The sequence below is a fragment of the Peribacillus sp. SIMBA_075 genome (assembly GCF_046534585.1).
Map to the genome: position 1 here is coordinate 1 of NZ_JAWRYN010000053.1, position 22,137 is coordinate 22,137.

At 37.5% G+C, this 22,137-nt stretch carries 13 protein-coding genes and 3 pseudogenes; 5 read left to right on the top strand and 11 right to left on the bottom strand.

The window, feature by feature from the left end; all coding sequences use genetic code 11:
• Positions 1 to 132: transposase (locus tag SB775_RS24135; protein WP_410863697.1), on the top strand; the 132-nt coding region annotated here is incomplete at its 5' end.
• A gap of 211 nt (positions 133 to 343) precedes the next feature.
• Here the strand turns inward: SB775_RS24135 and SB775_RS24140 are convergent.
• The 6 genes and pseudogenes from SB775_RS24140 to SB775_RS24165 all read right to left on the bottom strand — a co-directional run.
• A pseudogene (locus SB775_RS24140) lies at positions 344 to 472 on the bottom strand (IS110 family transposase); the annotation flags it as partial.
• 101 nt (positions 473 to 573) lie between these two features.
• Positions 574 to 1,191 carry a DUF3885 domain-containing protein gene (locus SB775_RS24145; RefSeq protein ID WP_410863699.1) on the bottom strand — a complete coding sequence of 206 codons (618 nt, stop codon included), beginning with the start codon at positions 1,189 to 1,191 and terminating at the stop codon, positions 574 to 576.
• Positions 1,192 to 1,445: 254 nt separating this feature from the next.
• Positions 1,446 to 2,969, bottom strand: coding sequence for a CoA-acylating methylmalonate-semialdehyde dehydrogenase (locus SB775_RS24150; RefSeq protein WP_410863701.1), 1,524 nt, complete (start codon positions 2,967 to 2,969; stop codon positions 1,446 to 1,448).
• 31 nt (positions 2,970 to 3,000) lie between these two features.
• Positions 3,001 to 3,903 (bottom strand): NAD(P)-dependent oxidoreductase, encoded by a 903-nt coding sequence (locus SB775_RS24155; protein ID WP_410863675.1) that lies wholly within the window; start codon positions 3,901 to 3,903, stop codon positions 3,001 to 3,003.
• 26 nt (positions 3,904 to 3,929) lie between these two features.
• Positions 3,930 to 5,285: a GntP family permease gene (locus SB775_RS24160; RefSeq protein ID WP_410863677.1), complete on the bottom strand. Its 1,356-nt coding sequence runs from the start codon at positions 5,283 to 5,285 to the stop codon at positions 3,930 to 3,932.
• Between the two features lie 31 nt (positions 5,286 to 5,316).
• Positions 5,317 to 6,516 (bottom strand): iron-containing alcohol dehydrogenase, encoded by a 1,200-nt coding sequence (locus tag SB775_RS24165; protein WP_410863678.1) that lies wholly within the window; start codon positions 6,514 to 6,516, stop codon positions 5,317 to 5,319.
• Between the two features lie 267 nt (positions 6,517 to 6,783).
• Between SB775_RS24165 and SB775_RS24170 the strand changes: the two genes are divergently transcribed.
• Both SB775_RS24170 and SB775_RS24175 read left to right on the top strand, forming a co-directional pair.
• Positions 6,784 to 8,709, top strand: a complete 1,926-nt coding sequence (locus tag SB775_RS24170) for a sigma 54-interacting transcriptional regulator (RefSeq protein WP_410863679.1) — start codon at positions 6,784 to 6,786, stop codon at positions 8,707 to 8,709.
• A 112-nt stretch (positions 8,710 to 8,821) separates the two neighbouring features.
• Positions 8,822 to 9,000 (top strand): annotated as a pseudogene (locus tag SB775_RS24175) (IS4 family transposase); the annotation flags it as partial.
• 736 nt (positions 9,001 to 9,736) lie between these two features.
• On the opposite strand, the gene SB775_RS24180 reads toward SB775_RS24175, so the two are convergent.
• From SB775_RS24180 to SB775_RS24195, 4 genes and pseudogenes are all read right to left on the bottom strand, one after another.
• A complete protein-coding gene (locus SB775_RS24180) occupies positions 9,737 to 12,112 on the bottom strand; it encodes a M14 family zinc carboxypeptidase (protein ID WP_410863680.1) in 2,376 nt (791 codons plus the stop codon).
• A 922-nt stretch (positions 12,113 to 13,034) separates the two neighbouring features.
• On the bottom strand, positions 13,035 to 14,423 hold the full coding sequence (locus SB775_RS24185; RefSeq protein ID WP_410863682.1) for a M28 family peptidase: 1,389 nt from the start codon (positions 14,421 to 14,423) through the stop codon (positions 13,035 to 13,037).
• Between the two features lie 1,239 nt (positions 14,424 to 15,662).
• A complete protein-coding gene (locus SB775_RS24190; protein ID WP_061463321.1) occupies positions 15,663 to 16,145 on the bottom strand; it encodes a DUF2690 domain-containing protein in 483 nt (160 codons plus the stop codon).
• A 322-nt stretch (positions 16,146 to 16,467) separates the two neighbouring features.
• Positions 16,468 to 16,887, bottom strand: a pseudogene (locus SB775_RS24195) (IS110 family transposase); the annotation flags it as partial.
• Between the two features lie 223 nt (positions 16,888 to 17,110).
• Here SB775_RS24195 and SB775_RS24200 point away from each other — a divergent pair.
• Both SB775_RS24200 and SB775_RS24205 read left to right on the top strand, forming a co-directional pair.
• A complete protein-coding gene (locus tag SB775_RS24200) occupies positions 17,111 to 17,722 on the top strand; it encodes an undecaprenyl-diphosphatase (protein WP_410863683.1) in 612 nt (203 codons plus the stop codon).
• A gap of 253 nt (positions 17,723 to 17,975) precedes the next feature.
• Positions 17,976 to 19,622: a COG4705 family protein gene (locus tag SB775_RS24205; protein WP_410863685.1), complete on the top strand. Its 1,647-nt coding sequence runs from the start codon at positions 17,976 to 17,978 to the stop codon at positions 19,620 to 19,622.
• 954 nt (positions 19,623 to 20,576) lie between these two features.
• Here the strand turns inward: SB775_RS24205 and SB775_RS24210 are convergent.
• The gene (locus SB775_RS24210) at positions 20,577 to 21,920 is read right to left on the bottom strand and encodes an SCP2 sterol-binding domain-containing protein (RefSeq protein WP_410863687.1); all 1,344 of its coding nucleotides are present in this window, start codon (positions 21,918 to 21,920) and stop codon (positions 20,577 to 20,579) included.
• Positions 21,921 to 22,137 lie beyond the last annotated feature (217 nt).

Below are 22,137 nucleotides of genomic sequence, written 5' to 3' on the forward strand. Positions count from 1 at the left end.
GAAAAGCATGGTATGCGTTGGACAACTTTAAGGGGACTTAAAAAATTGTCGATGCAGGCGATGCTTACTTTCGCTGCAATTAATTTAAAGAAGATGGCCAATTGGACATGGCGAGGTCCAAAAATGGCCTAACATAGGGCTCGTAGAGCCCCAACCTCCTAACTTCAGGAAAAATTCAAAGGGAATCTCAAAAAGGGGTTCGGAATTTTTTAATTCCGAACCCCTTTTGTCTATAAACTGAAACAGCCATAACCTGGCTGTTTTTATTTATTCAGTTCTTCTTCAACTAAACTCCCTCAATAAACTAAACACAATCTCACTATTGCTCTAGTTTTCAAAGAAAACGTTTACCCAGTTCCAATCCTCTAAAATCCTGTGCCTTCGCTACATGATTGTGCTTGGCGATATCTACTCCCACAACTAAGGTTTCCGAAGTAATTTGAGAGATTTTATGATTTTGGTTATAATTCATTGTGAGACCTCCAAATAGATGTTTTTGTCCTTTTTAGCTGCCAGCTTAGGACACATTCATCTAATCAAGAGGTCTTTTTTTGTTCAACAAGGAGATATCCTTTATTTGAATGTCTCGTCTATTTCATTTCTGTCGTAATCTAATATCCAATCGTTGTATTTGTCATAAACATCTATTATTGTTTCGGGAGAGGTCGCCAATAAATCACAACCCCTGTCATCATAAACGTGAAATATAGTTTTCCTGTTGATGTTGATAAAATAGACTCTATTAAAAATACTTGGTCTTATACCCATATCATTATTGCAGATTGCTTTTAACATAGGAATGTATTTGAAGTCAGACGTTTTACATTTTAAAGTAAATCTATGTGTTTTATATGTTCCTTCATCATCATCGTCAGGAAAAATATAAGGAATTGTTTTTTGGTTTAACCCATATAAGACCGATTTCTCTTTAATATAACGAGAAAAAGTTTTTGATTTATGTTTATAACCATCTGCATAGTCGTTTACGTCAACTACGATATAAATATCATCGTTATGAGAATGCAAGGACTTAAATAAAGTGATAGCCCTTTTATATACTCCTTGTAGATATGGGCTATTTTCATAATCATTATCTCTATCATAGTCCACACCTAATTCAAAACGGATACCAATTTTCCAACTATAAAATAAGGGTGGTCTAAATTCTAAGTTCGGGAAATTCTCATTCATAAAGTCGTTTAAAAGCATTTTTGCACCTCGTTAATTTTCCTTCATTGTACCATTCCTTTAGGAACTATCTTGCCCCTTTAGCATTCCTGTAGACCGTTAAATATCAGGTTTTAAAAAAATAGAGCCCCTCAAGCAAAAAAACGCTTGGAATCATAAAATCATCCAAGCGTTTTGCGCTTATTTCAATATATTTCATTTGTTAATTACATTTGCCTATGAAAATTCGACATATCTCAATGTATGAAATCATTTAGTTATTGATTACTTGGAAATGAAAATTCCGCTTTATTTTCGTTGTCTTTGGATTCAGGCCATCTTTCTGAAATCGTTTTGGTTTTTGTGAAAAAGCGAACGGTGTCTGGACCAAACATGTGGCCTTCCCCAAATTTCGAACGCTTCCACCCTCCAAAGTTGTAGTATCCGACTGGTATCGGAATCGGTACGTTCACACCGACCATTCCCACTTCAATTCGTTCTGAGAACTTCCTTGCAGCAGACCCATTTTCTGTGAAAATCGTAACACCATTACCATATTCGTGATTATTAATTAATTCAATTGCTTCGTCTAAGCTATTTACGCGTACCACAATACGTGCCGGTCCGAACACCTCATCACGATAAATTTTCATATCAGGAGTAACATGATCTAAAATCGTTGGTCCTAAATAAAAACCTTTTTCCGTTTCACATATTTTAGGATTCCGGCCATCCACATATAATTGTGCGCCTTCTTCAAGACTTTCATTAATATATTTGATAACAGAATCCTTTGATTCTTGTGTAATTACAGCTCCGAAGTCTGCATTATTGTCATTATATGCCCCTACTTTTAATTCTAGTACACGAGTTTTTAATTTTGCTACAAATGCATCAGCTGTTGCTTTACCAACCGGAACGGCTGCTGAAATCGCCATACAGCGTTGGGATGCAGAACCAAATGCTGCACCTAGGAAGGCAGTAACAACTTGATCTAAATCAGCATCCGGCATAATAATCATATGATTCTTTCCTCCACCAAAAGAAGCTACTCTTTTATTATTTCGGCTTCCTTCGTGATAAACATATTCAGCTACCCTAGTAGAACCTACAAAAGATATGGCACATACTTTTGGATTTTTAAGTAATGCATCAACTGCCTCTTTGTCACCGTTAATGATACTCCAAATCCCATCTGGCAGGCCCGCTTTTTTCCATAGATCCGAGATAAATAAAGCTGAGTTCGGAACACGTTCAGAGGGTTTTAAAATTACCGCATTTCCACAAGCTACTGCCATAGAAGTCATTGCGAGCGGTACCATTACTGGAAAATTGAATGGAGAAATCGCTGCAACTACACCTAGAGGTTGTTTCATTGAAAAAGAGTTGATATTTCCACCAACATTGACAGAGTATTCACCTTTTAACATATGTGGAGCATTTATCGCCAAATCAACCGATTCAATTCCTCTACTAATTTCACCTTTTGCATCAGAAATTGTTTTGCCGCTTTCAAGACCTATTATATTTGCCAGTCGTTCTGTTTCCTCTATTAGAAGGCTTCTAAAGCGATGAATAACTTCCACTCTTTTTGCTACAGTCGTATTTTTCCAAGCTGCAAAAGCCGAATGTGCCACTTCAATTGTTTCATTTACTTCCTCTACAGAAGCATATGGACAAAAAGCCGTTACCTCACCCGTTGAAGGATTATATACCTTTCCAAAGCGTTCACTTCTGCCAGGTTTCATTACTCCACCAATAAAATGAGTTAATGTTTTCGTATTAAATTCACTTTTAATCATGGTCATATTATTTATTCCTCCTAATTTATCATCATTTTTTTTGTATTGCTTTTTCGGCTAGCTTCTTAGTCAATAAGTAAACAGCAGACATATCATTCTCTCCATAACCTTCATTCGCTGCCTGCGTATACCAATCTACCAAGTGGTCTCCAATTGGAAGCTTAATTCCACATTCCTCAGCCATTTGCTTAGCTATTTTTAAATCTTTTAACAACAGATTTGTTGTAAAGCCAGGTTCAAAGTTATTATCGGCGATATACTCCTTATAATTTCTTTCATATATTCTGCTTTGGCCATAACTTACATTTAGGATTTCAAACATACGCTCGTGATCTAAGCCCATATTTTCACCAAGAGTTAGCGCTTCCCCAACTGCTTGGGTATAAAAGCCGATCATCAAATTATTGATTAACTTAATCACAGTGCCACTATCTGGATTTTCTCCAACATGAAACAGATTTTTTCCTAGAATATTTAGCAGTGGCTGTACTTCATCAAAGTATACTTTAGGTCCGCCAACCATAAATGTTAGGGTTGCATTAACGGCACCAATAACACCGCCACTTACTGGAGAACCTAAGTATCTTAAGTTATTTTTCTGGCAAGCATTAAAAACTTTACGGTTTAATTCTGGTGTTACTGTACTTGTATCAATAATCATTAAATTATCAGATCCATACTTAATAATGCCTTCTTCGAAAAATGTCATCTCAACAATAGCTGGTGAAGGCAAACTAATAAATATCACATCTGCATGTTGGAGTACTTCTTTAATACTTTGACATACATGTCCACCAATTTCTTGAAATTTGACAATGGCTGTTGGATTAATGTCAAAACCGTATACTATATATTCATGATTAATCAAATTCTCTGCCATAGGTAAACCCATATTTCCTAATCCGATAAACCCTATCCTATGTTTTAAACTCATCTCTCTTTCTCTCCTTCAGGTATCATCTAGTAAAAAATCATATATAAGATAACTGCTAATGCTAATGCTGCTGTAGGTACGACCACACTGAGAACAAATACTGGCTTATATGCTCGTTGATGTGTCTCTTTACATACCGCTCTGATAGTAGTAACGACGTATCCGTTATGTGGTAAAGAATCTAGTCCACCGGAAGCAATGGATGAAATTCGATGCATAGCTCCTGGATCTAAACCTTGTGCTTGATAAATAGGTGCAAGTATAGGTAAGGCGATTCCTAAACCGCCAGAGGCTGAACCCGTTATAGCGGCTATAGTCGTAACAGCTATTGCAAGACCCGCATATTCTAGCCCAGGCATATTAGTAAGCGTATCCACAATAGCAGTAAATGCTGGTACTTTTGCTGCAACTGCACCAAATCCTACAACAGCACATGTATTAGCAATGGCATTAAGTGCATTTTCTGCCCCTATAGTAAGGGCTTTCCAATGAGTGCCAATAGCATTTTTATACATAAGCGCCCATCCCACAACAATTCCCGCAAATAAAGCAACCAATACCGCTTGATCCGTCGGGATATACTTGGCAACAATATTTAAAACTGCTACTACAGAGATCAAAGGAATGATCGAAATAATTATATTAGGCAAGCCCTTTTTAGATATTCCTTGATTCAGGTCATCCTCTGTTTCCAGCCGAGTTGCAGCAACCTCATTCGATGCACTTTCAGCAATGTGGTCCATAGAAAAAGTTTCTCCTCTATCTACAGCTTTTTGAACCATCCTTCCTAAGAGAGCTCCACCTCCAACCATAATTAATAGAGCAATAACCACACCCACCCAACCTCCAGCAGTTGGAGTCGTACCAAAATGTTCAGTAGGAATTAAATTTTGTATTTCTGGTGACCCTGGCGATGTCATAGTGAAAGAGATGGATCCAAAGACAAGTGCACCAGGTATAAAACGATGAGGTAAATTAGCACTTTTAAACAAAGAAACTGCTATAGGATAAACAGAAAAGGCAACAATGAACACGCTTACACCACCATACGTCATAAGCGCACACGCGGTTACAACAGCAAATACTGCACGTTTAGCTCCGAATCTACGCTGAACCCAATTTGCAATTGAATTTGCAGATTTTGTATCTTCCATGACTTTCCCAAAAATTGCACCTAGTAAAAATGTTAAAAACCAGGAAGCGAAGAAACCAGTGAAGCCCCCCATGTAGTCTGTTGTTAACGCTTCCATTAGATTAAGCTTGCCTGTGATACTTACAACAACAGAACACAACACAGCTGCAATAATGATGTTTATCCCTTTAATGGTCATATACATGAGTAGTCCAAGGCCAGCTATTAAACCTAAAAAACTAATTGCCATATTAACCAATCCCCCCTTTCCAAATTCAATATTATTTTTTGAGTAGTTTCATAGTTGAATAGTCATTAGTAAAGGAGACCCGATATAGATCAATAATTTCCCCTTTGCTAGGCACTCGGGGGTGATTCCCTGGACTTCCGCTTGCTAATGCGTCAGTTGCCATTTTCTCTAAAGATTGTTCAAAATCTTCTTCATTAATTCCCCACGCTTTAAGATTAGGAATATTTAAATCAACACATAGTTTTTTAATGAAAAATACGGTTTCTTTTGCCACGATCACATCACTTTGCTGCTCCATGCCCTCCATAATTGTCCGACCCACTTGAGCTAGTTTTTCAATGCAGCTGCCTTCACTAAATTCCAACACAGCTGATAGAAGCATTGCATTCGAAATCCCATGTGGTACTTTATACAAGGCACCAATTGGCCGAGACATCCCATGAACAAGGCATACGGATGAATTAGAAAAAGCAATGCCTGCTTGCATTGAAGCTAAAGCCATCTGTGTTCTTGCTTCTAAATCATTTCCATCTTCATAAACACGTTGAATGTTATCTATAATTAATTTGATAGATGATAAAGCTAGTGTATTAGTTAGAGGATGAGACTTACGTGAGATATAAGCTTCTAAAGCGTGACATAATGCATCAATCCCTGTGGCTACTGTTAACATTTTTGGTGATGAAAGCGTTAGACTTGGGTCAACAATAGCTGCCTGTGGCATTATTTTAGGTTGTTTAATCATCATTTTTAAATCTTTAATAGTATCAGTCACAACTAAGGCATCAGTCACCTCAGATCCTGTTCCAGCTGTTGTTGGAATAGCTATTACTGAAACGGGATCATTTATAATGACATTTTCCACACCCATATATTCAATTAAAGCGCTTTTATTTCTAGCCAATAGAGCTACCGCCTTAGCAGCATCAATGCAACTTCCTCCGCCTAGACCAACAATTAAATCACATTCCTTCTCTTTAAAAAGAGTTAAAGCCTCTTCAACATGAGTATCTTTTGTTTCTGAGTCCACTCCCAAATATGTAATCGAGTGAACACCCCCACCTTGAAGATATCTAATAACCCTTGCCACATAACCTAGATCCTTCATAGGCTTGTCACTGATTAACAATGCTTTGGAACCTAAATCACTTGCCACTTTGCCTAGTTTAGAAAGGCTTCCATTTCCATAATATATAATATTAGGCGTACGTAATTCTCCGATAAAAATCATACTGCACCCCCTTATAAAAAATTGACTTACAGTTATAAACTAATGCAAGAGTTGTGCCAACTCGTTATTAAGCCAAATTTCCTGTAAGTGCCCATCCGTTTCTTAAATATCTGTTTTCGAAAAGCGACACTCGATCGATAATTATGTAGCTAAACAAGAACAACTCCGTTGACAAATGACAACAATTTCCTTTAGTATTATTTTGAATATTAAAATTATTCAAAATTCATATCATTTTAAAATTATATATAAGATAGGTGATTCTTGATGAATGTTTTAAATAATAAAAGCGTCTCCTATAATATTTTTAAGGACGGTACCGTTGAAGATTGGATGGAAGAAGAGTCATATTTATTACAAATTCACGACTCTATTTTTAAAGCTGCTAATATCATGTCGAAATACGAAATAGATAATATTGCAGTGGTTAACGAAGATTGTATAGTAAAGGGGATTGTCACTTTCTCAATAATAATGAGAGCATTTTTGAATGGCATACCTTTAGAACAAGAAATTCAAAATATCATGATTAAGAAGTTCCCTGTTTGCTATGCTGACGAGCCTATAAACGAACTTTCCTTTCAGTTTGGAACGCGTATTCCAGTATTAGATAGAAATGGACGTCTTATTGGTCGTTTCCCTTCAACGAGAAGGTTGCTAAACCAATTCTTTTTATTGAGCGAAAAAGTACAATCATTAGATCAAATAGTAAAAATGTACGATCTTTGTTTTGATACAGCCTATGAAGGTATAACTGTGGTAGATCAAAACGGCGTAATCCAACTTTTTAATAATTCCTACAGCCGTTTCGTACAAATGAGGAAGGAAGAAGTTATAGGTAAGCATTGTACTGAAGTAATTGACAATACACGGTTGCCAGTTGTTCTTGAAACGGGAATTCCGGAACGCAATAATGCGGTTATTTTGCAGGGGCAAGAAATGATTGCTAGCGTAATCCCGATTTGGAGGCATGATAAAGTGATTGGTGCAATAGGAATGCTTGTTTTCGAAGGAGTTTCAGAGCTCTCTAAAGTCTTTGATAGGATGCAGACCCTTAAGGATAAGTCGAGTCATAAACAGATTACACTTGAATATCCCAAGAAAGATGAAGAAACGATCACATTTGATAAAATTATCGGTGAAAGTAGCTCTATAGGTGAAGTTAAAAAAATATCCCGTCGAGCAGCAAAGACAATGGCTACGATTTTAATTATCGGTGAAAGCGGTGTTGGAAAAGAGTTGTTTACCAAAGCTATTCATAATTTAAGCCCGGTAAAAAATGGTCCATTAATATCCATTAACTGTGCGGCTATTCCTGATGAGTTGCTTGAATCTGAGCTTTTTGGGTACAACCATGGGGCTTTTACAGGAGCAAGCAAGGGAGGAAAACCAGGGAAATTTGAATTGGCTCATAACGGAACGCTTTTTTTGGATGAAATTGGAGACATGTCCCTTCACCTACAGGCTAAACTGCTCCGTATCTTGCAGGAACAAAAATTTGAAAGGATTGGGGGCATTAATGAAATTCATGTGAACGTACGCATTATTGCCGCAACGAACCAACCATTAGAGCAATTGGTTGAAAAGGGAACCTTTCGAAAAGATTTATTCTATCGTCTAAACATCATTCGTTTGCACATCCCTCCCCTCAAAAATAGAAAAACAGATATTCCTATTTTAGTATCAAAATTATTAGAAGATTCTTGCAATAAATACCAAATCCCCCCCGTTAAATTAAGTCGAGAAGTCTTGGAAAGCTTCATTCAATATGATTGGCCTGGAAATGTTCGGGAAATGGCAAACCTTTTAGAAAGCTTAGTTGTTCTTTCAGATCAAGCACGAATTCAACTAGAAGATCTGCCACCACATCTTACAGACTATCTTATGAAGACTAAAAATAAATATAGTAAATATTCTAGTGAAAAAACAGGCCAGATCTCAACTCATACTATTAATCCTCTGATAACTACTGATCTAGAATTAGATCAGCAATTAAGTTCTCCTCACCAGGGAAATAGTTCAACAACCTCTAATTTGCTGATTAATGAAAAAGTGGCGAACGAAGAACGTGAACGTGACCTTATTTCAAACATCTTACAGAAAGTAGACGGAAACAAATCGAAGGCAGCTAAAATTCTCGGCATCCACCGATCTACTTTATATAAAAAAATGCTCAAACATCACCTAAGATAAACTTGATAGGTGTAGCGTCACATGTCCATCAAGCTAAGTTAAGACGATACCTTTAAAAATGAAAAAACGCTATGCTTATCGTAAGAAGTTTACGAGATAGGATGGTGTTTTTATGAATCCTATCATCTCTAGTGAACTAACACTTTTCGCACAAGAATTACAACGCTTTTTATCTCCAATAGTCCTACAAGAAATCACCAAACAAGTTGGTTTTGTATAGCGATCTAGTAAGTATCAAGCAGATGAACTATCACTATTTGCGTTTGGCTCAGCCAAGAAGTCGCTCGTACATGAAGATAGAAAACTAGTGTGATTTTCGACTGATAATTTGCATATATTTTAAATGTTATTTTGCACATCCAACTTTATAAACCCAGCTATCTTCACATGAGAAGATTAGCCGGGTTTCTTAATATTTACATCCAATGATTTAAAGAATTGATTTGAAATTAAAGCACTGCAGAGGCTTGACTAACTATTGAGACAAGCTGTTCGAGATCAATCGTATCCCATTGCTGAGCTTCATTGTCTTTCTTTCTGGGGGTCCATCGAATATGTCTTCTGGAAGATCCAATGTGACAGCATTAAAAATGGTAAAGCTGACTGCTGCTTTAGATGTCGAGATAACAGCAGCATACTTTCTGTTTTTTTTATAATGTCACAGTACGAAGACACTACGCTTATTAAAGTATGCCCCGGTAGTTGAATAAGCAAATATTTCTTTCATGCAAGTATAAAGCTACCAATGTGGTTTTTCAATGGATGCCCATCAAAACAGAATGGTTATTAAGGAAAGTGTTCCTTTATAACGGAAAAAGCAAATCCTGCGGGGTTTGCTTTTTTGTCTGGAGAACCATTGATAACATTGTGATGCATGATTTACTTCCAACCTCATAAGAAATATAGCCCAATCCTTTCCGTTATAGTAATTGCTGAGATAATTGTTCAAGACTTAGTAGCAGGCGTTTAGCATTTTTTAAATAGCCAAAGCCGGATTCATTGCTGAATCCGGCTTTGGCTATTTCTACTATTTTTCAAAAATTGCATTTGATAGAAGACGGAACAAGTAATCCGGGTGGTCGCGGAAACCTGCTTCTAACCCAATAAGAGTTACATCTTTATTCTGTTCTTTTACGATTACGGCTTGGCCCTTGGCGGTTATGTTATCTTTCCAGTGACCAGCAACGAAGAAATTATCTGAATCTGAAAGGGTCGCGACGACTTCATCATTATCCGTACCCGTGAACCATGTTGGACGATAGACAAAGCCGATATCATCCTCACCATATCCTGCTGTTAAACCGGTTCCCTCATAATCGACTTTTACGATACCATTACTGTTGGAACCTCCTACATTAATGATGTCGTCTGTAAGACCAAGTGTCTTAGTTGCTCTAGATGCACCAGCACCTACAGCTATATATTTGCCTCCTTCATTTAAGAAGCTTGTCATATTTTCTTTAAACGCATTAAGTTGCCCGTCACTCTGTAATCCAAATTCTTTATTAGCTTGAGATAGGTTGGTAGAAATGAGACTTTCCGTTCCACTATAGACAAAAATATCAAAACCGTTAAGGGTATTTTTAGCCACTTGGACTGGCGTAACTTCTGTCACATCAAAACCTAGTCTTTTCAAAGCGAGCTTTGTTCCTGCGTGTGATTTCTGTTTACCCATACCTCCATCCTTTAATATAGCCACTTTTAAAGACGTAATAGCCACTGCATCTACTGGTACCTCAGCAGTTCCAATTTGTAACCCAGATTCTTTCACCGCTGCTGATACCTGATTAGCTACTGCTTTTACAAAGAAGTTGCCTTGTGCATCACGTACAATAGGTATTCCTTGCTTAAGCAATGCATTTACTAAATTTACCGATTGGACAGAGCTGTTCGGAATCAGAAACGGTCCTTTTCCTGAAACCGTTCCTTGACCTGTAATATGGTTTACTTTCGTTGCTTTAACTTTAATAGGATTTTGTGTGGGTACTGCCTCGAATCCCCAAAGCTCCGGTAAACTCCATGCGGAAATGTCGTACATCGCTGGGGTATCGTTCGTGATGTCTTCCCCATCCCAGAGCATCGTGTTTGCTAATCCGGCTTTCGCCTGATCCATCTCAACGAGATAAGTTCCTTTTGGATATGACACTCCATCCGATTCAAATGCATTCACAGCTTGAACAACTTCAATATCATTATTGATCAAATGATTTACTGCCTTATTCGTAACAGTCGGATTCTTAGGGTCTAGTGGAAGTATGTAGGCTTTTGGAAACAGCCCTTCCTTATGAAATGGATGGTCAAAGTTAATTCCTCTTTTAAAAACTTCAATTTGATCAGTAATCATGGATTGCTTGTTAGCTGTTGCAAATTTCAGTGCCCCCATAATCGAATTATACATCCATCGTACGCCATCCCAATCATTTGTTGGAGCTTCTAATGTATGACCGTAAGCACCATGGTACATCGCATACATTGGTGTGAAAATTGGTGGGTAATCATCCCAGCCAGCGGAATCGTCGCGCAGCGGAATATAGGTACCTTTCATGTTTTGATACAAGGATCCTGAATAGTTCCCACGATCCTTCATTATTTCCGCTTCCATCGCTTCTGCCTGTTTATAGGCCCATTTTCCGTATAAGTCATACTCGTAATTAGGATTATGCGGTGGCGTACAAGGCTCAATTAACCCCTGCAGATTTGGCTGATAATTCTTCACATAACCATGAGTATCAAGGAACACCATGGGATTCCATTCTTTAATGAGCTCAACCATCTCTTTTGTTTCTGGCTGCGACTGGGTGATAAAGTCACGATTTATGTCAATTCCTTCGCCATTAAAGCGGGTGGCATCAATCCGTCCATCTGGGTTTTGTACGACATTGAAAATAAGAATGTTATTCTTTAAAACGTCTTTGGTTGTTGAATCATTTTGGGTAGCAAAACGTTCAATTAATTGAAGGATTGCATCGCTTCCGACAAATTCAGTCCCATGAATAGAACCATTAATCATGATTGGAACTTTAAAGTCAGGATTATTGGCAACCCATTCTTGAGCTTTGCCTGGATTCTTAAACATTTGCTTTCTAAGTGCCTTCACTTTTCCAAACTTCCCTTGCGTTGTTGGGTCAGCAATCGTGACAACGTAGAGTGGGTTTCCATCAGCTGATGTTCCACGGACTTCAACTTTCACACGATTTGAAAGTTTTTCAAGCTCTTTTAATTTGGAACCAATTTGTGAGAATTTCACAAAGTCATAGTTTTCGCTATTAAACTTGCTTCCGTCCTGTTCCTCATATGTATTCACATTTGTCCATTGAGGTTTCTCAGCATGTCCAGAACTCCACGGAATTACTGTTAGTAAACTCACAGCCATCAGGCCGGATAATGCTTTTTTCTTTTTCATCCTAAAACCTCCAGTATGTATATATAGTGATTTTTTGTATATATTAAAATACATAGTTTAATTGACACGAAATGACTGGCTAATGGGCTGAACAAATTCTGTTGAAAGCGCTTTAATTTTATTGCGTTGAACAAACCACATCTTTAAAAATAGTCTGTATAAAATTTGATAAGCTCCCCCAGTAAGTAATGCTACATAAAGTTGACCTTCCGAGGAGCGAATCCCAATAAAATAAACAATGAATGACTTGGTGGAAACGCAATACCTAAACCCGCATTACCAGCGTCTACTAGCTGCTTTAATTCCTTTCTAGACTAATAAATTTCTCCTTTTCTGCATCCTACTAATATTTCTTTTCTAAAAAATAAATTTCCATACATGTTTAAGAGTATCGCCTCCTTATTAAGAAATAGTAACCCACAAACTTAGATAACTGTTTTATAATATTATACACTTATTTTAGTGTTAATTAAGAATTTTCAGTTAATAACGACTGGGTTTTTATCCTATTTTCATCACTTCATAAGCATATTAGTATTTATAAATAATTTCCATGCGCTTCTAAATCGGTAAAAAGCACTGGTCTCGTACAATGTGTCAAACAACTTAGTTTAGCAAGCTTCTATTGTACGCAATTCGGTCCGAAGGTTAGAAAAATTAGGATATACCGTAAATATATCAGAAGCATCCTAACCACCGATTTATTTGGTGAACTTTAATAGGGCGCTGCTCTTTTTCAAAAAATTGAAGTTTGCATTTTATTTTTTATATGGTCTTTTTCCTGATTATTAGTGTTTAATTAAAGTGAAAAAATTAAGCACGGGGCCGATAAAAAGAAGAGAGCATCTGTAAACTACACAGCTGCCCTCCTGATTTTCTCCAAGATCCATTATTAATCTTGTAATTCTGTACAATGAAGTATTTAATCTACCGGACGGTCATCAAAATCATAGTCTACCGTGACAGGAGCTACACGTGCATTTGTTAATGCCGGAGTTTCCGGACGGGCAATTTGATACACACTGGCACCGACAATTTCAGCTGCTTGCTGTAATTTTTCTTTCGAGATCTTATCCAGTGTATCTGTAGGCTGGTGATACCAAGGCTCTACAGGGGAATGGATAAACAAGGCGGATGGAATGCCAAGCTCATGGAATGGTTGGTGGTCACTCCTGCCCAGCTGTCCATAAGGAATCGCAACATCCATCGTTCTGGCCCCTGCTGAGGAACCCAGGTCCGTCACAAGGTTTTTCATTCCATCAATGGTATACATAATCAAACCACCTGCAGGATTATCCTCGCCAGCATCACGTCCGCCTATCATATCCATTTGGAAGTGAGCCACCATGCGGTCTACATCCTCTTTGGGAAGGGAATCTGCATAGAAGGATGATCCAACGAGCCCTCTTTCCTCAGATCCGAACGTGAGGAAGCGAATTTCAGTGTCAATTGGCGTTTTGGCCAGGATCCTTGCCAGTTCCAGCACAGCTGATACACCAGAAGCATCATCGTTTGCACCAGGGCCGCCCGGGACAGAATCATGATGGGCTCCAACAGTCACGATTTGACCATTATCCTTATTGGCTTTTGGTTTTAGGGAAGCGATGACATTGTAGGATGTCTTTTCGATTCTTTCAGCTTTTCCCACTTCTAGAGTTGACGTGATTTGTTTAGTTTTAAGCTGTTCGACCAACTCTAAACCTTGGGCTTGGGTAATGGCTACAGCAGGTATATTTTGCCCCGCTGATACTTGTCCGAAATTATTTCCTGATGGTGAGTTGTTGTACATTAAAACGCCAACCGCTCCTTTATTTAGGACATTCTGAACCTTTTCAACAAAGGTAATGTCCCCACGTTCAACTAGTGCAATTTTCCCAGATACATTTTCTCCAACTTCCTCTGGCTTTGCTTTTCCAACATTAACAAGTTCGGCCGTTACCTTCCCGCTGATACTGCCGCTAAGGGCACGCGGTGTTCCTCCTAAATCACTGTCACCAATTTTCACTTTTACATTTTGCACCGTATCATAGATGGGAAAAGGCTGAACCTTTGTTTCAAAACCAAGACTCTTAAACTGACTTTCTATGTATTTGACTGCACGGAGCTCCCCTTCTGTACCAGCAGCCCTCGGTTGCTCTGATAGATAGGCAATCGTATTATACATATTGTCCGCACTAATTTTTTTGATAACTTTGTTATCAAAAGCTGTGTCAGACTGGGCATTTGTTGCCCCGTTTGTTTGTGCAAATACTGTACCAGTTGATAGAGCCATACCCGCAGCTAATAGTACTGTTAGTGATTTTCTATACATGTAATCCCTCCTTATTCATAATCTTCCTAATTATGTATTTAACTGAATAGTTTGTAAATGAGCCATTAGTCTTTAAATTCCAGCTATCAATCGGTGACTGACACCCGCTCTCTTTTTCAATCATCATCTTAAATTCATTAAAACTCAGACAAAAAAGCACCCCCACTGGATGCTCAAGTTTCTATACCGGCCTAGTATTATAATTCCCAGATAGTAAATAGTAGTTTAAATAACTTTCATTCAAACCAGTTGAAGTTCCATAGGACAAATCCAAATACAAAAGAAATCCCGCAAGAGTGTTGTCGCCCCATTCCTTAAAGAACCAGCCTGCTTTTTGTTCATCAGTATAGGTAGAGATCCAAGGATATAATCTTTATACTTATAATTAATAATAATTCCTTTGTTTAATACCACTATACAATCTATTTGTTCAAAATAGGAACGTCATTTTCTTCGTAATATGTCTTGATTTCTCTAATTGTGTCATCAATATTACGTTTAGCCTTTATACTAAAAATAAAAGGGACCTGTTTTGAATGATTGCGTATATATTCTGGCTTAGAATTTTCGTAAATAAGTGTATTGACTCGTCGACGCAATTTTTTTACTGATATACCTTGCACTAATCTTCTTTGGAGTTCATGAAAATTAGCTATATCAGGCTTTACTTCTATTGCAACATCTACACCGTCAGAAACTATTAGACTATGTTTATCACTATTATTGACGGTATGAGGGTAAGACGCATTTGTAATAGAATTTTGGGTCAGGTTATTTAACCGTTTTATTATTAAACACAGCTTTCTCCGGATCAACCTTGTAAATCACACTATTAAAGATATATTTATTACCTTTCCCCATAATCAACGTTTCACATCAAATATAGCCCATCTTTCAATCAATCATTCAAAACGATACAACTTTATTAAGGGCACGGAAACGATTCGAGGATTAAGGGGTCACATGTATAAAAATTTACAATCGTTGTAAATTATCGAACCGAATAATCGGATCACTAATGCGGATTCTACCATATTTCAACTGGACTTAAAAATGCTAATTGAACCTTGGCTAACTGTTAAACAATGTGATGAAAAAGATATTAAAAAAAAGTGTTCAACAATTAAGATAAGTCTTTTCAAACAAAGCCCTGAATCTTCTACTTAGCGTAGAAAATCCAGGGCTTTTTATTCCAAAAATTGTCTTAGCGTATTCGCGTTTTGTCGGCAGGACCCCTATTTAATAGTATCCAGTAATACCATAAGCCTCAAAAGGATTCGAGCTTGTTGATCGATATCCTTCTGCTTTCGCATAATTTCCCACTGGATCATCAACCATGGGGGTATAACATGATTTTTGTCCGGAAAGTACTTTTCCATTTCCTCCAGAACTATTGCAATCATATGATCGGAGCTTTATCGAATGATCGGAATTATACTGGTGAATAAAGGCATTCCCTGTATAACCGGATGGCAAGGCAGAATTAAATGTAGTTTTCGCCCAAGCAGACTTACAGGATGGACTATATTTCACCTGAATTGTTCCAACAATGGTTCCATTATCCTTCTTCACATTCGTAGAAACTGCCGTGTAGGCATCATTTTGACAACCAGTAGAAACTGGACTCTTCCCGTTATAACTTGCAGCCTCTACATTGGGAATAGAAAATGACATTGTGGTTAACGCCAAAAATGAAAGAAATACCAATAATTTTTGTTTCATTATAATCCTCTCCTTGATATTTTTTCAATACTCTGAAAATTATATCGTTATGCGTATTTATAATCTATATAACTAAACTACTATCTTATTCAACAATCTGGCCCAATTGTTGAATAAAGATTAAACAGCACTCTTCAACTCCCTATGTTTGATGCAAATATCTCTCGAGTGCTCACTTATTCGCAGGATTTCATCACCCTTGATTGTAAGGTCAAAGTTAAATGGAGTGATTTCAGGACATGAAGATTTCGTGAAATCATAGTGAAATAAAGGAGTTGTACAAGACTCCATATTTCGCCATATTATGTACATTCTTCACGTACCCATTCAGGGCAAGGATTACATCATCCTTTTTCTTCTTCATCGAACGTCTCGCAAAGTTTGCTAGTTTCTCAGGATCATCCTCACCATTTGCGATCGCATGAAGCATGTCCTTTGATGAAACGCCCATAATATCCGATACGACAGAGCCTAATTTGATATTTGCACCATCAAGACCCTTTTGAATTACTAGCTCGTTCTTCAATAATACTTCTGCGATAACGAACAAGCTCACGCAATTCTCGCTGATTTCGAAAAGGATAAAGCTTGCCTTCAACAACCCATGACGAAGAAGTTGAACTATCCATTCAGCATCCTTGCCATCTGTTTTTCGACCAGGGACTGCTTTCATATGTTGTGCGTTAACAACTAAAAATTCCATTTCTTCAGCCTCAATTAAGTTCACGATAGGCTTCCAAAATACATCAAAAGACGCTTTGCACATGCAATAGCTTACTATTTGTTTTTGCCTTCATTTTTAACGACTATAGCACTAAACTCGCATTTATTTTTCTTTTTTAATTTATTTTTAACGTAATTTTCATAGGATGTTCAGGTTCCTTCGATACACTCAGAATACTTCTTTCTGGTCAACTTGACTTTAAATGAGAAACCAAAACCCTATAAGTAAGGAGATGAACAATATGAACTATGAAATATTTCAATGGTTTAACGGTTGGTCCGGCCATTTCTCTTATCTAGATAGAGGAATGATATTCATCACTAATAGCGTTCCATATGTGGTAATCGCACTTATGTTGTTCCTATGGTTTATTGCAAACAAAGAAAAACGAGCGGAAAAACAGTACACAGCTATATACGCTGTTTTTTCTTGCTTACTTGGATTGTTCATAAACGCAATCCTTCACCTTGTCTACTATCATCCACGTCCATTCGTGGCACACCATGTTCATCAGTTAATACCGCATCCTGCTGACTCTTCGTTTGTAAGTGATCACTCGGTATTAGTATTCTCCATAGCATGTACGATGGTGCTACGAAACGACTCGTGGAAGTATCCCACATTAGTATGGGCTATTATTGTTGGCATTTCGCGTATATTCGTCGGAGTCCATTATCCTGCAGACGTGATTGGTGGCGCCCTTATTTCATATGGGGTAAGCATATTCGTTATACAGTCTTCCAAAAAACTGGAGCCTTTGGTACAAGTGGTGTTCTACATGTATGACAGATTAACGAAACATATCCCTTTCCTGGCTAAGTACAACCATAAAGACTTAAGTCAAGATAGATAAGGATTTTTTCTAATGGAAAATCTACTAAGAGTTGAAATCCTATGGTTAATTGATAAACAAACTTTTTCTTATTATGTGGAAATGTTGTATTTTCTATTTTTGTCAGAAATGGAAATTGCTTCGTTACAATAATTACTTCCAAAAAGGAGATGAGTTAGCATTTTCTGAACAAACTGAAATGGTCCAACATTCAGGTCGGTAAATGCTATGCAAAGAATCACAAGTCACCATATTTTTTGGAGCCGTCAAGATTATGGCAACCACTGTGGGAGAAACAGCGCAGACTTCCTTAATGATTAACTTGAATTTGGATGGATATCCTTATTTAGAGAGAGAAATAAAATTAAGTTATGGGAAACCCTTTAAAGAAAGGAAGTTATATATGCAAGAAAACCAAAATAAAATGAAAATTTCACTTAACAAAGTGCCACAAGTGACGATGTTCTTTTGGATCATCAAAGTTTTGTGTACAACTGTTGGTGAAACATTTGCTGATTTCATCAATTTCAACATTGGACTTGGTTTAACTCTTACTACTATTATTATGGGAGTTGCGTTTTTTATTGCATTGTTTTTTCAATTTAAAGCAAACAAATATGTTCCAGCCATTTACTGGGTAACAGTTGTTCTTATAAGCGTATTTGGAACACTGGTAACGGATAATTTGACAGATAATATGGGTGTACCACTTGAGGTTAGTACAGCTGTATTCTCGGTGCTACTTGGACTGACTTTTTTATTTTGGTATCTTAGTGAAAAAACACTTTCGATCCACTCGATTTTTACTAGAAAAAGAGAAGTTTTCTACTGGCTTACGATCCTTTTCACCTTTGCACTTGGAACAGCGGTCGGTGATTTATATTCCGAACAACTTGGTTTTGGTTATCTTAATACAGGAATAGGCGTTGTTATTATTATTGCTCTTGTGTTCTTAGCTTATAAATTTTTAAAACTTGACGGTGTATTAGCTTTCTGGATTGCGTATATTTTAACTCGTCCGCTTGGAGCGTCAATTGGAGATTACCTATCCCAACCAAAAGTAAATGGCGGATTAGGAATCGGGACAACCGTTACGAGTGTGATTTTTCTTATCGCTATTTTAGCGATCATCGTTTTCCTTGCCATTTCAAAAATTGATACAAATGCTAAAAGTGATATAGTGGAAACAAACCAAAGTAATGCAAATAAGAAACATGTGCTAACACAAACGATTGTTGTACTCGTAATTTTCTTAGTTGTGGGTATAGGTGGTTATAACTGGCGCAGTAATAATATTGCATCACAAGGTGCTGCAGAGCAAGCTACATTAGCAGGTCAATTAAATGATTTTGTTAAAATTGAAAATGATATGCTAAACGCTGTAAATAAAAACGACTTTGCTTCAGCAAAAAAAGGCGCTGATAATTTGGAACATCAGTGGGATAAACAAGAACCTAAGCTTCGAAAATTTGATAGCACTACATGGATAAAAATTGATGGAACAATTGACTCTGTGCTAGCAGCGGTTCGTTCTTCAAAACCTGATGTTAATCAAAGCAAAACAGCACTTACTAATTCACTTAGTGTCTTAAAAGGTGCAAATAAAGCAACATCAAAGTCTGGTGCCTCACAAACTACATTATCTGGACAGTTAAACGATTTTGCAAAAATCGAAAATGATATACGAAACGCTGTAAACAAAAATGACTTTGCTTCAGCGAAAAAAGGGGCAGATGAATTAGAACATCAATGGGACACACAGGAACCTAAGCTTCGAAAAATCGATGGCGCTACATGGACGAAAATTGATGGAACAATTGATGTTGTATTAGCAGCAGTTCGTTCATCGAATCCTGATGTAAACAAGTGTAAAACAGAACTTAACAATTCACTTAGTACCATTAACGCAGCAAATAAATAATACTCTTAGGAATCGTCAATCGCGTTCCTTTTAAAATGGAACTCTTATTAAACTAAACTCACTCCATAAACTAAACACAATCTCACGATCGCTCTAGAATTCTTAGGATTTCATAGCTATATCATTAACCATTATCCATGTAAGATCAGGCATTACTCCTCAAGGATAGGGATTTATCTAAAAAAGCGTATCCTAAACTAGCCAATTATAGGAAGAAATTGGTTTTAGCAATGTTATGATCGCAGTTTCGGATGTATAATTGAAATTGGTATTTATGCAAAACATGAAGGTAGAAGTGACTAAAAGGAAAGCGAATTGTTTTGGCTATAATAGATATTGACCAATTGCTTTTTGAGACTGAAGAAATTGCCGAAGAGTCAACTCCATTCATCTCGATACAGTTGACAATTATTAGATAAAACGGATAACTGGTAAAGAAAAGCATGTCCAAAGTGGATATGCTTTTTTGTCACTTTGACCGATTATTTGCACTTATTTTAAGTGTTATTTTGCACATCCAACTTTAAAAACCCAGCTACCTTCACTTGAGAAGATTAGCTGGGTTTCTTAATAATTTACATCCAATCATTTATAGAATTATTCTGATTTATTTAGTAAAAAAGCAACTGATTATTATTTAGCAATCGCGCCCTTTTATTGAAAAAGAAACTTAAACTATTATTTTTCAAGGGTACTCATTATTTCATTAATAACTTCGGCGCAAGTCTTAATTTCTTTTATTCCACGAAACAAACTCACCAAAGGGCGGTGTCTGTCCAAAACCTAAAAAAATTCATCCATCAACTGTTTGGATTAACTTCATAAGTTAGCAATTTAAAGGAAACTGTTCCTCTATGTTTCTAGGAATATGTTTTTGCACCAGAACCCATAATGTATCGAACCTAACAAAATGATTATGTTATTTCCCACTTTTCATTAAAATCTTCTCATCTTTTATGACGGAAAGCACTTGCTGAAAGCTTTAAACAGCTTTAATTGCCCTTTTGTGCGAATTTTACCTGACATGACGGCTGATAATATCCCTGTTTCTTTGGCCATCAGCCGAATCCATGTTTGACTGTCTGCAATAAGTTGGAAATCTGCATCCCCGAGATGTCCCTTTTCCACAGTAAGGGTCTTGTTCTTTATGATAACCGTTGCTTGAGCATTTTCTTCTCCAGTAAATGTAAAATGGTAGGTAGCAGCTAAATCTTTTGCTTGATTTCTTTGAAACATATGAGGAAGCACCTGCAAAAACGCACGGATTGATTTCGATCGTAAGCCGTTGCTCACCGGTCGAACTTGTTTATGGGGAAAACGCTTTTTGACATGATCCTCAGCGTCGGAATTCGGCACTACATACACCATTTCGTTTTTATCCTGTAGTGGTTTGACAACGTCCTTCAAAAATTTCTTGCGATCGTCAAGAAACACACCAATTACATCTTCTCCAGCAGGACAAACGGACATACAGTAGGCCGCTTTATAGCTAGCTCCAAAAGAAAGGCTCTGCCACATAGATGCTGTTTCTGCATCATTTACTTTGTCCCTGTATGATTTAGAATTTTTGCTGTCGGTAATCTTCTTCACCCAATCGCTGAAGCCGCCGGAAAATTCTCGATAGTTGTGCGTATAACAGGCGGAGAAATTAAAATGACCATCAGCGCCAATGGCTCCTACCGGGCAGGCAGCTACGCACAATTTGCACTCCAAACACGGATTATAATCAATGGGCTGACTTTCCGAAGTCATATCTGCATTTGTAAGGATCGTACCTAACAAAATAAAGTTGCCGAACTTGGGATGAATGACATTTCTATGGATGCCTATTTGTCCGAGTCCAGCCGCAACCGCAATTGGTTTATGTGAGATGACCCATGCTTTTCCGGTACTTTCCTGCTCCATCGGGAATCCTGCTGGCGGATTCAATGCTTTGATGCCTTGCTCTTCAAGCTCTTTCACGATTTCATGTCCGATATGCGTTACGTTATCGACAACATGATGAAATTCCGTATTTGCAATGGATCGAGCTGTCGAACGCAAGGGCTCGCGGTTCATTTTACAGACGAAACTAATAAGCGTCCTGGCTTCAGGAAACAGATTCAAAATTTCTTTTTGTTGGTCCTCAAGTTCGCTTCGGTCAATAGTGACGAATCCAACATCGTCGGCTCCTGCATGTAGACATAAATCCCGCAACCATTGTGTATCTATGCGCCTGCCTTCGGTCCCCTGCATATTTTCCTTTTTCTTGTAATATTGTTTTACGGTAGGATGATCATTTATTGTCCCCTTTTTCATGGCACTCAACTCCTTAGTCATTCAATTTAACGCCCAGTCGTACTGTTTGATGGCCTGCCCAATCATTCGAAGTGTGCATTTCATACAGACTTCGTAAAATTGATTTTTAGTTCTAGCGTTGTAAATGTCTCCCCTTTGCTGAGGGTAGATGCATAGGCTATTCTCATCGCTGTATCAGTAGCATCGCAAAGTACGCCGTCGTGAAGCTTTCTACCAA

Excerpts from the sequence above, each read along its gene's own strand:
- SB775_RS24155 (WP_410863675.1), bottom strand. The coding sequence starts at position 3,903 with ATGAGTTTAAAACATAGGATAGGGTTTATCGGATTAGGAAATATGGGT.
- SB775_RS24180 (WP_410863680.1), bottom strand. The coding sequence starts at position 12,112 with ATGAAAAAGAAAAAAGCATTATCCGGCCTGATGGCTGTGAGTTTACTA.
- SB775_RS24200 (WP_410863683.1), top strand. The coding sequence starts at position 17,111 with ATGAACTATGAAATATTTCAATGGTTTAACGGTTGGTCCGGCCATTTC.
- SB775_RS24185 (WP_410863682.1), bottom strand. The coding sequence starts at position 14,423 with ATGTATAGAAAATCACTAACAGTACTATTAGCTGCGGGTATGGCTCTA.
- SB775_RS24205 (WP_410863685.1), top strand. The coding sequence starts at position 17,976 with ATGGCAACCACTGTGGGAGAAACAGCGCAGACTTCCTTAATGATTAAC.
- SB775_RS24210 (WP_410863687.1), bottom strand. The coding sequence starts at position 21,920 with ATGAAAAAGGGGACAATAAATGATCATCCTACCGTAAAACAATATTAC.
- SB775_RS24150 (WP_410863701.1), bottom strand. The coding sequence starts at position 2,969 with ATGATTAAAAGTGAATTTAATACGAAAACATTAACTCATTTTATTGGT.
- SB775_RS24170 (WP_410863679.1), top strand. The coding sequence starts at position 6,784 with ATGAATGTTTTAAATAATAAAAGCGTCTCCTATAATATTTTTAAGGAC.
- SB775_RS24145 (WP_410863699.1), bottom strand. The coding sequence starts at position 1,191 with ATGAATGAGAATTTCCCGAACTTAGAATTTAGACCACCCTTATTTTAT.
- SB775_RS24160 (WP_410863677.1), bottom strand. The coding sequence starts at position 5,285 with ATGGCAATTAGTTTTTTAGGTTTAATAGCTGGCCTTGGACTACTCATG.
- SB775_RS24165 (WP_410863678.1), bottom strand. The coding sequence starts at position 6,516 with ATGATTTTTATCGGAGAATTACGTACGCCTAATATTATATATTATGGA.
- SB775_RS24190 (WP_061463321.1), bottom strand. The coding sequence starts at position 16,145 with ATGAAACAAAAATTATTGGTATTTCTTTCATTTTTGGCGTTAACCACA.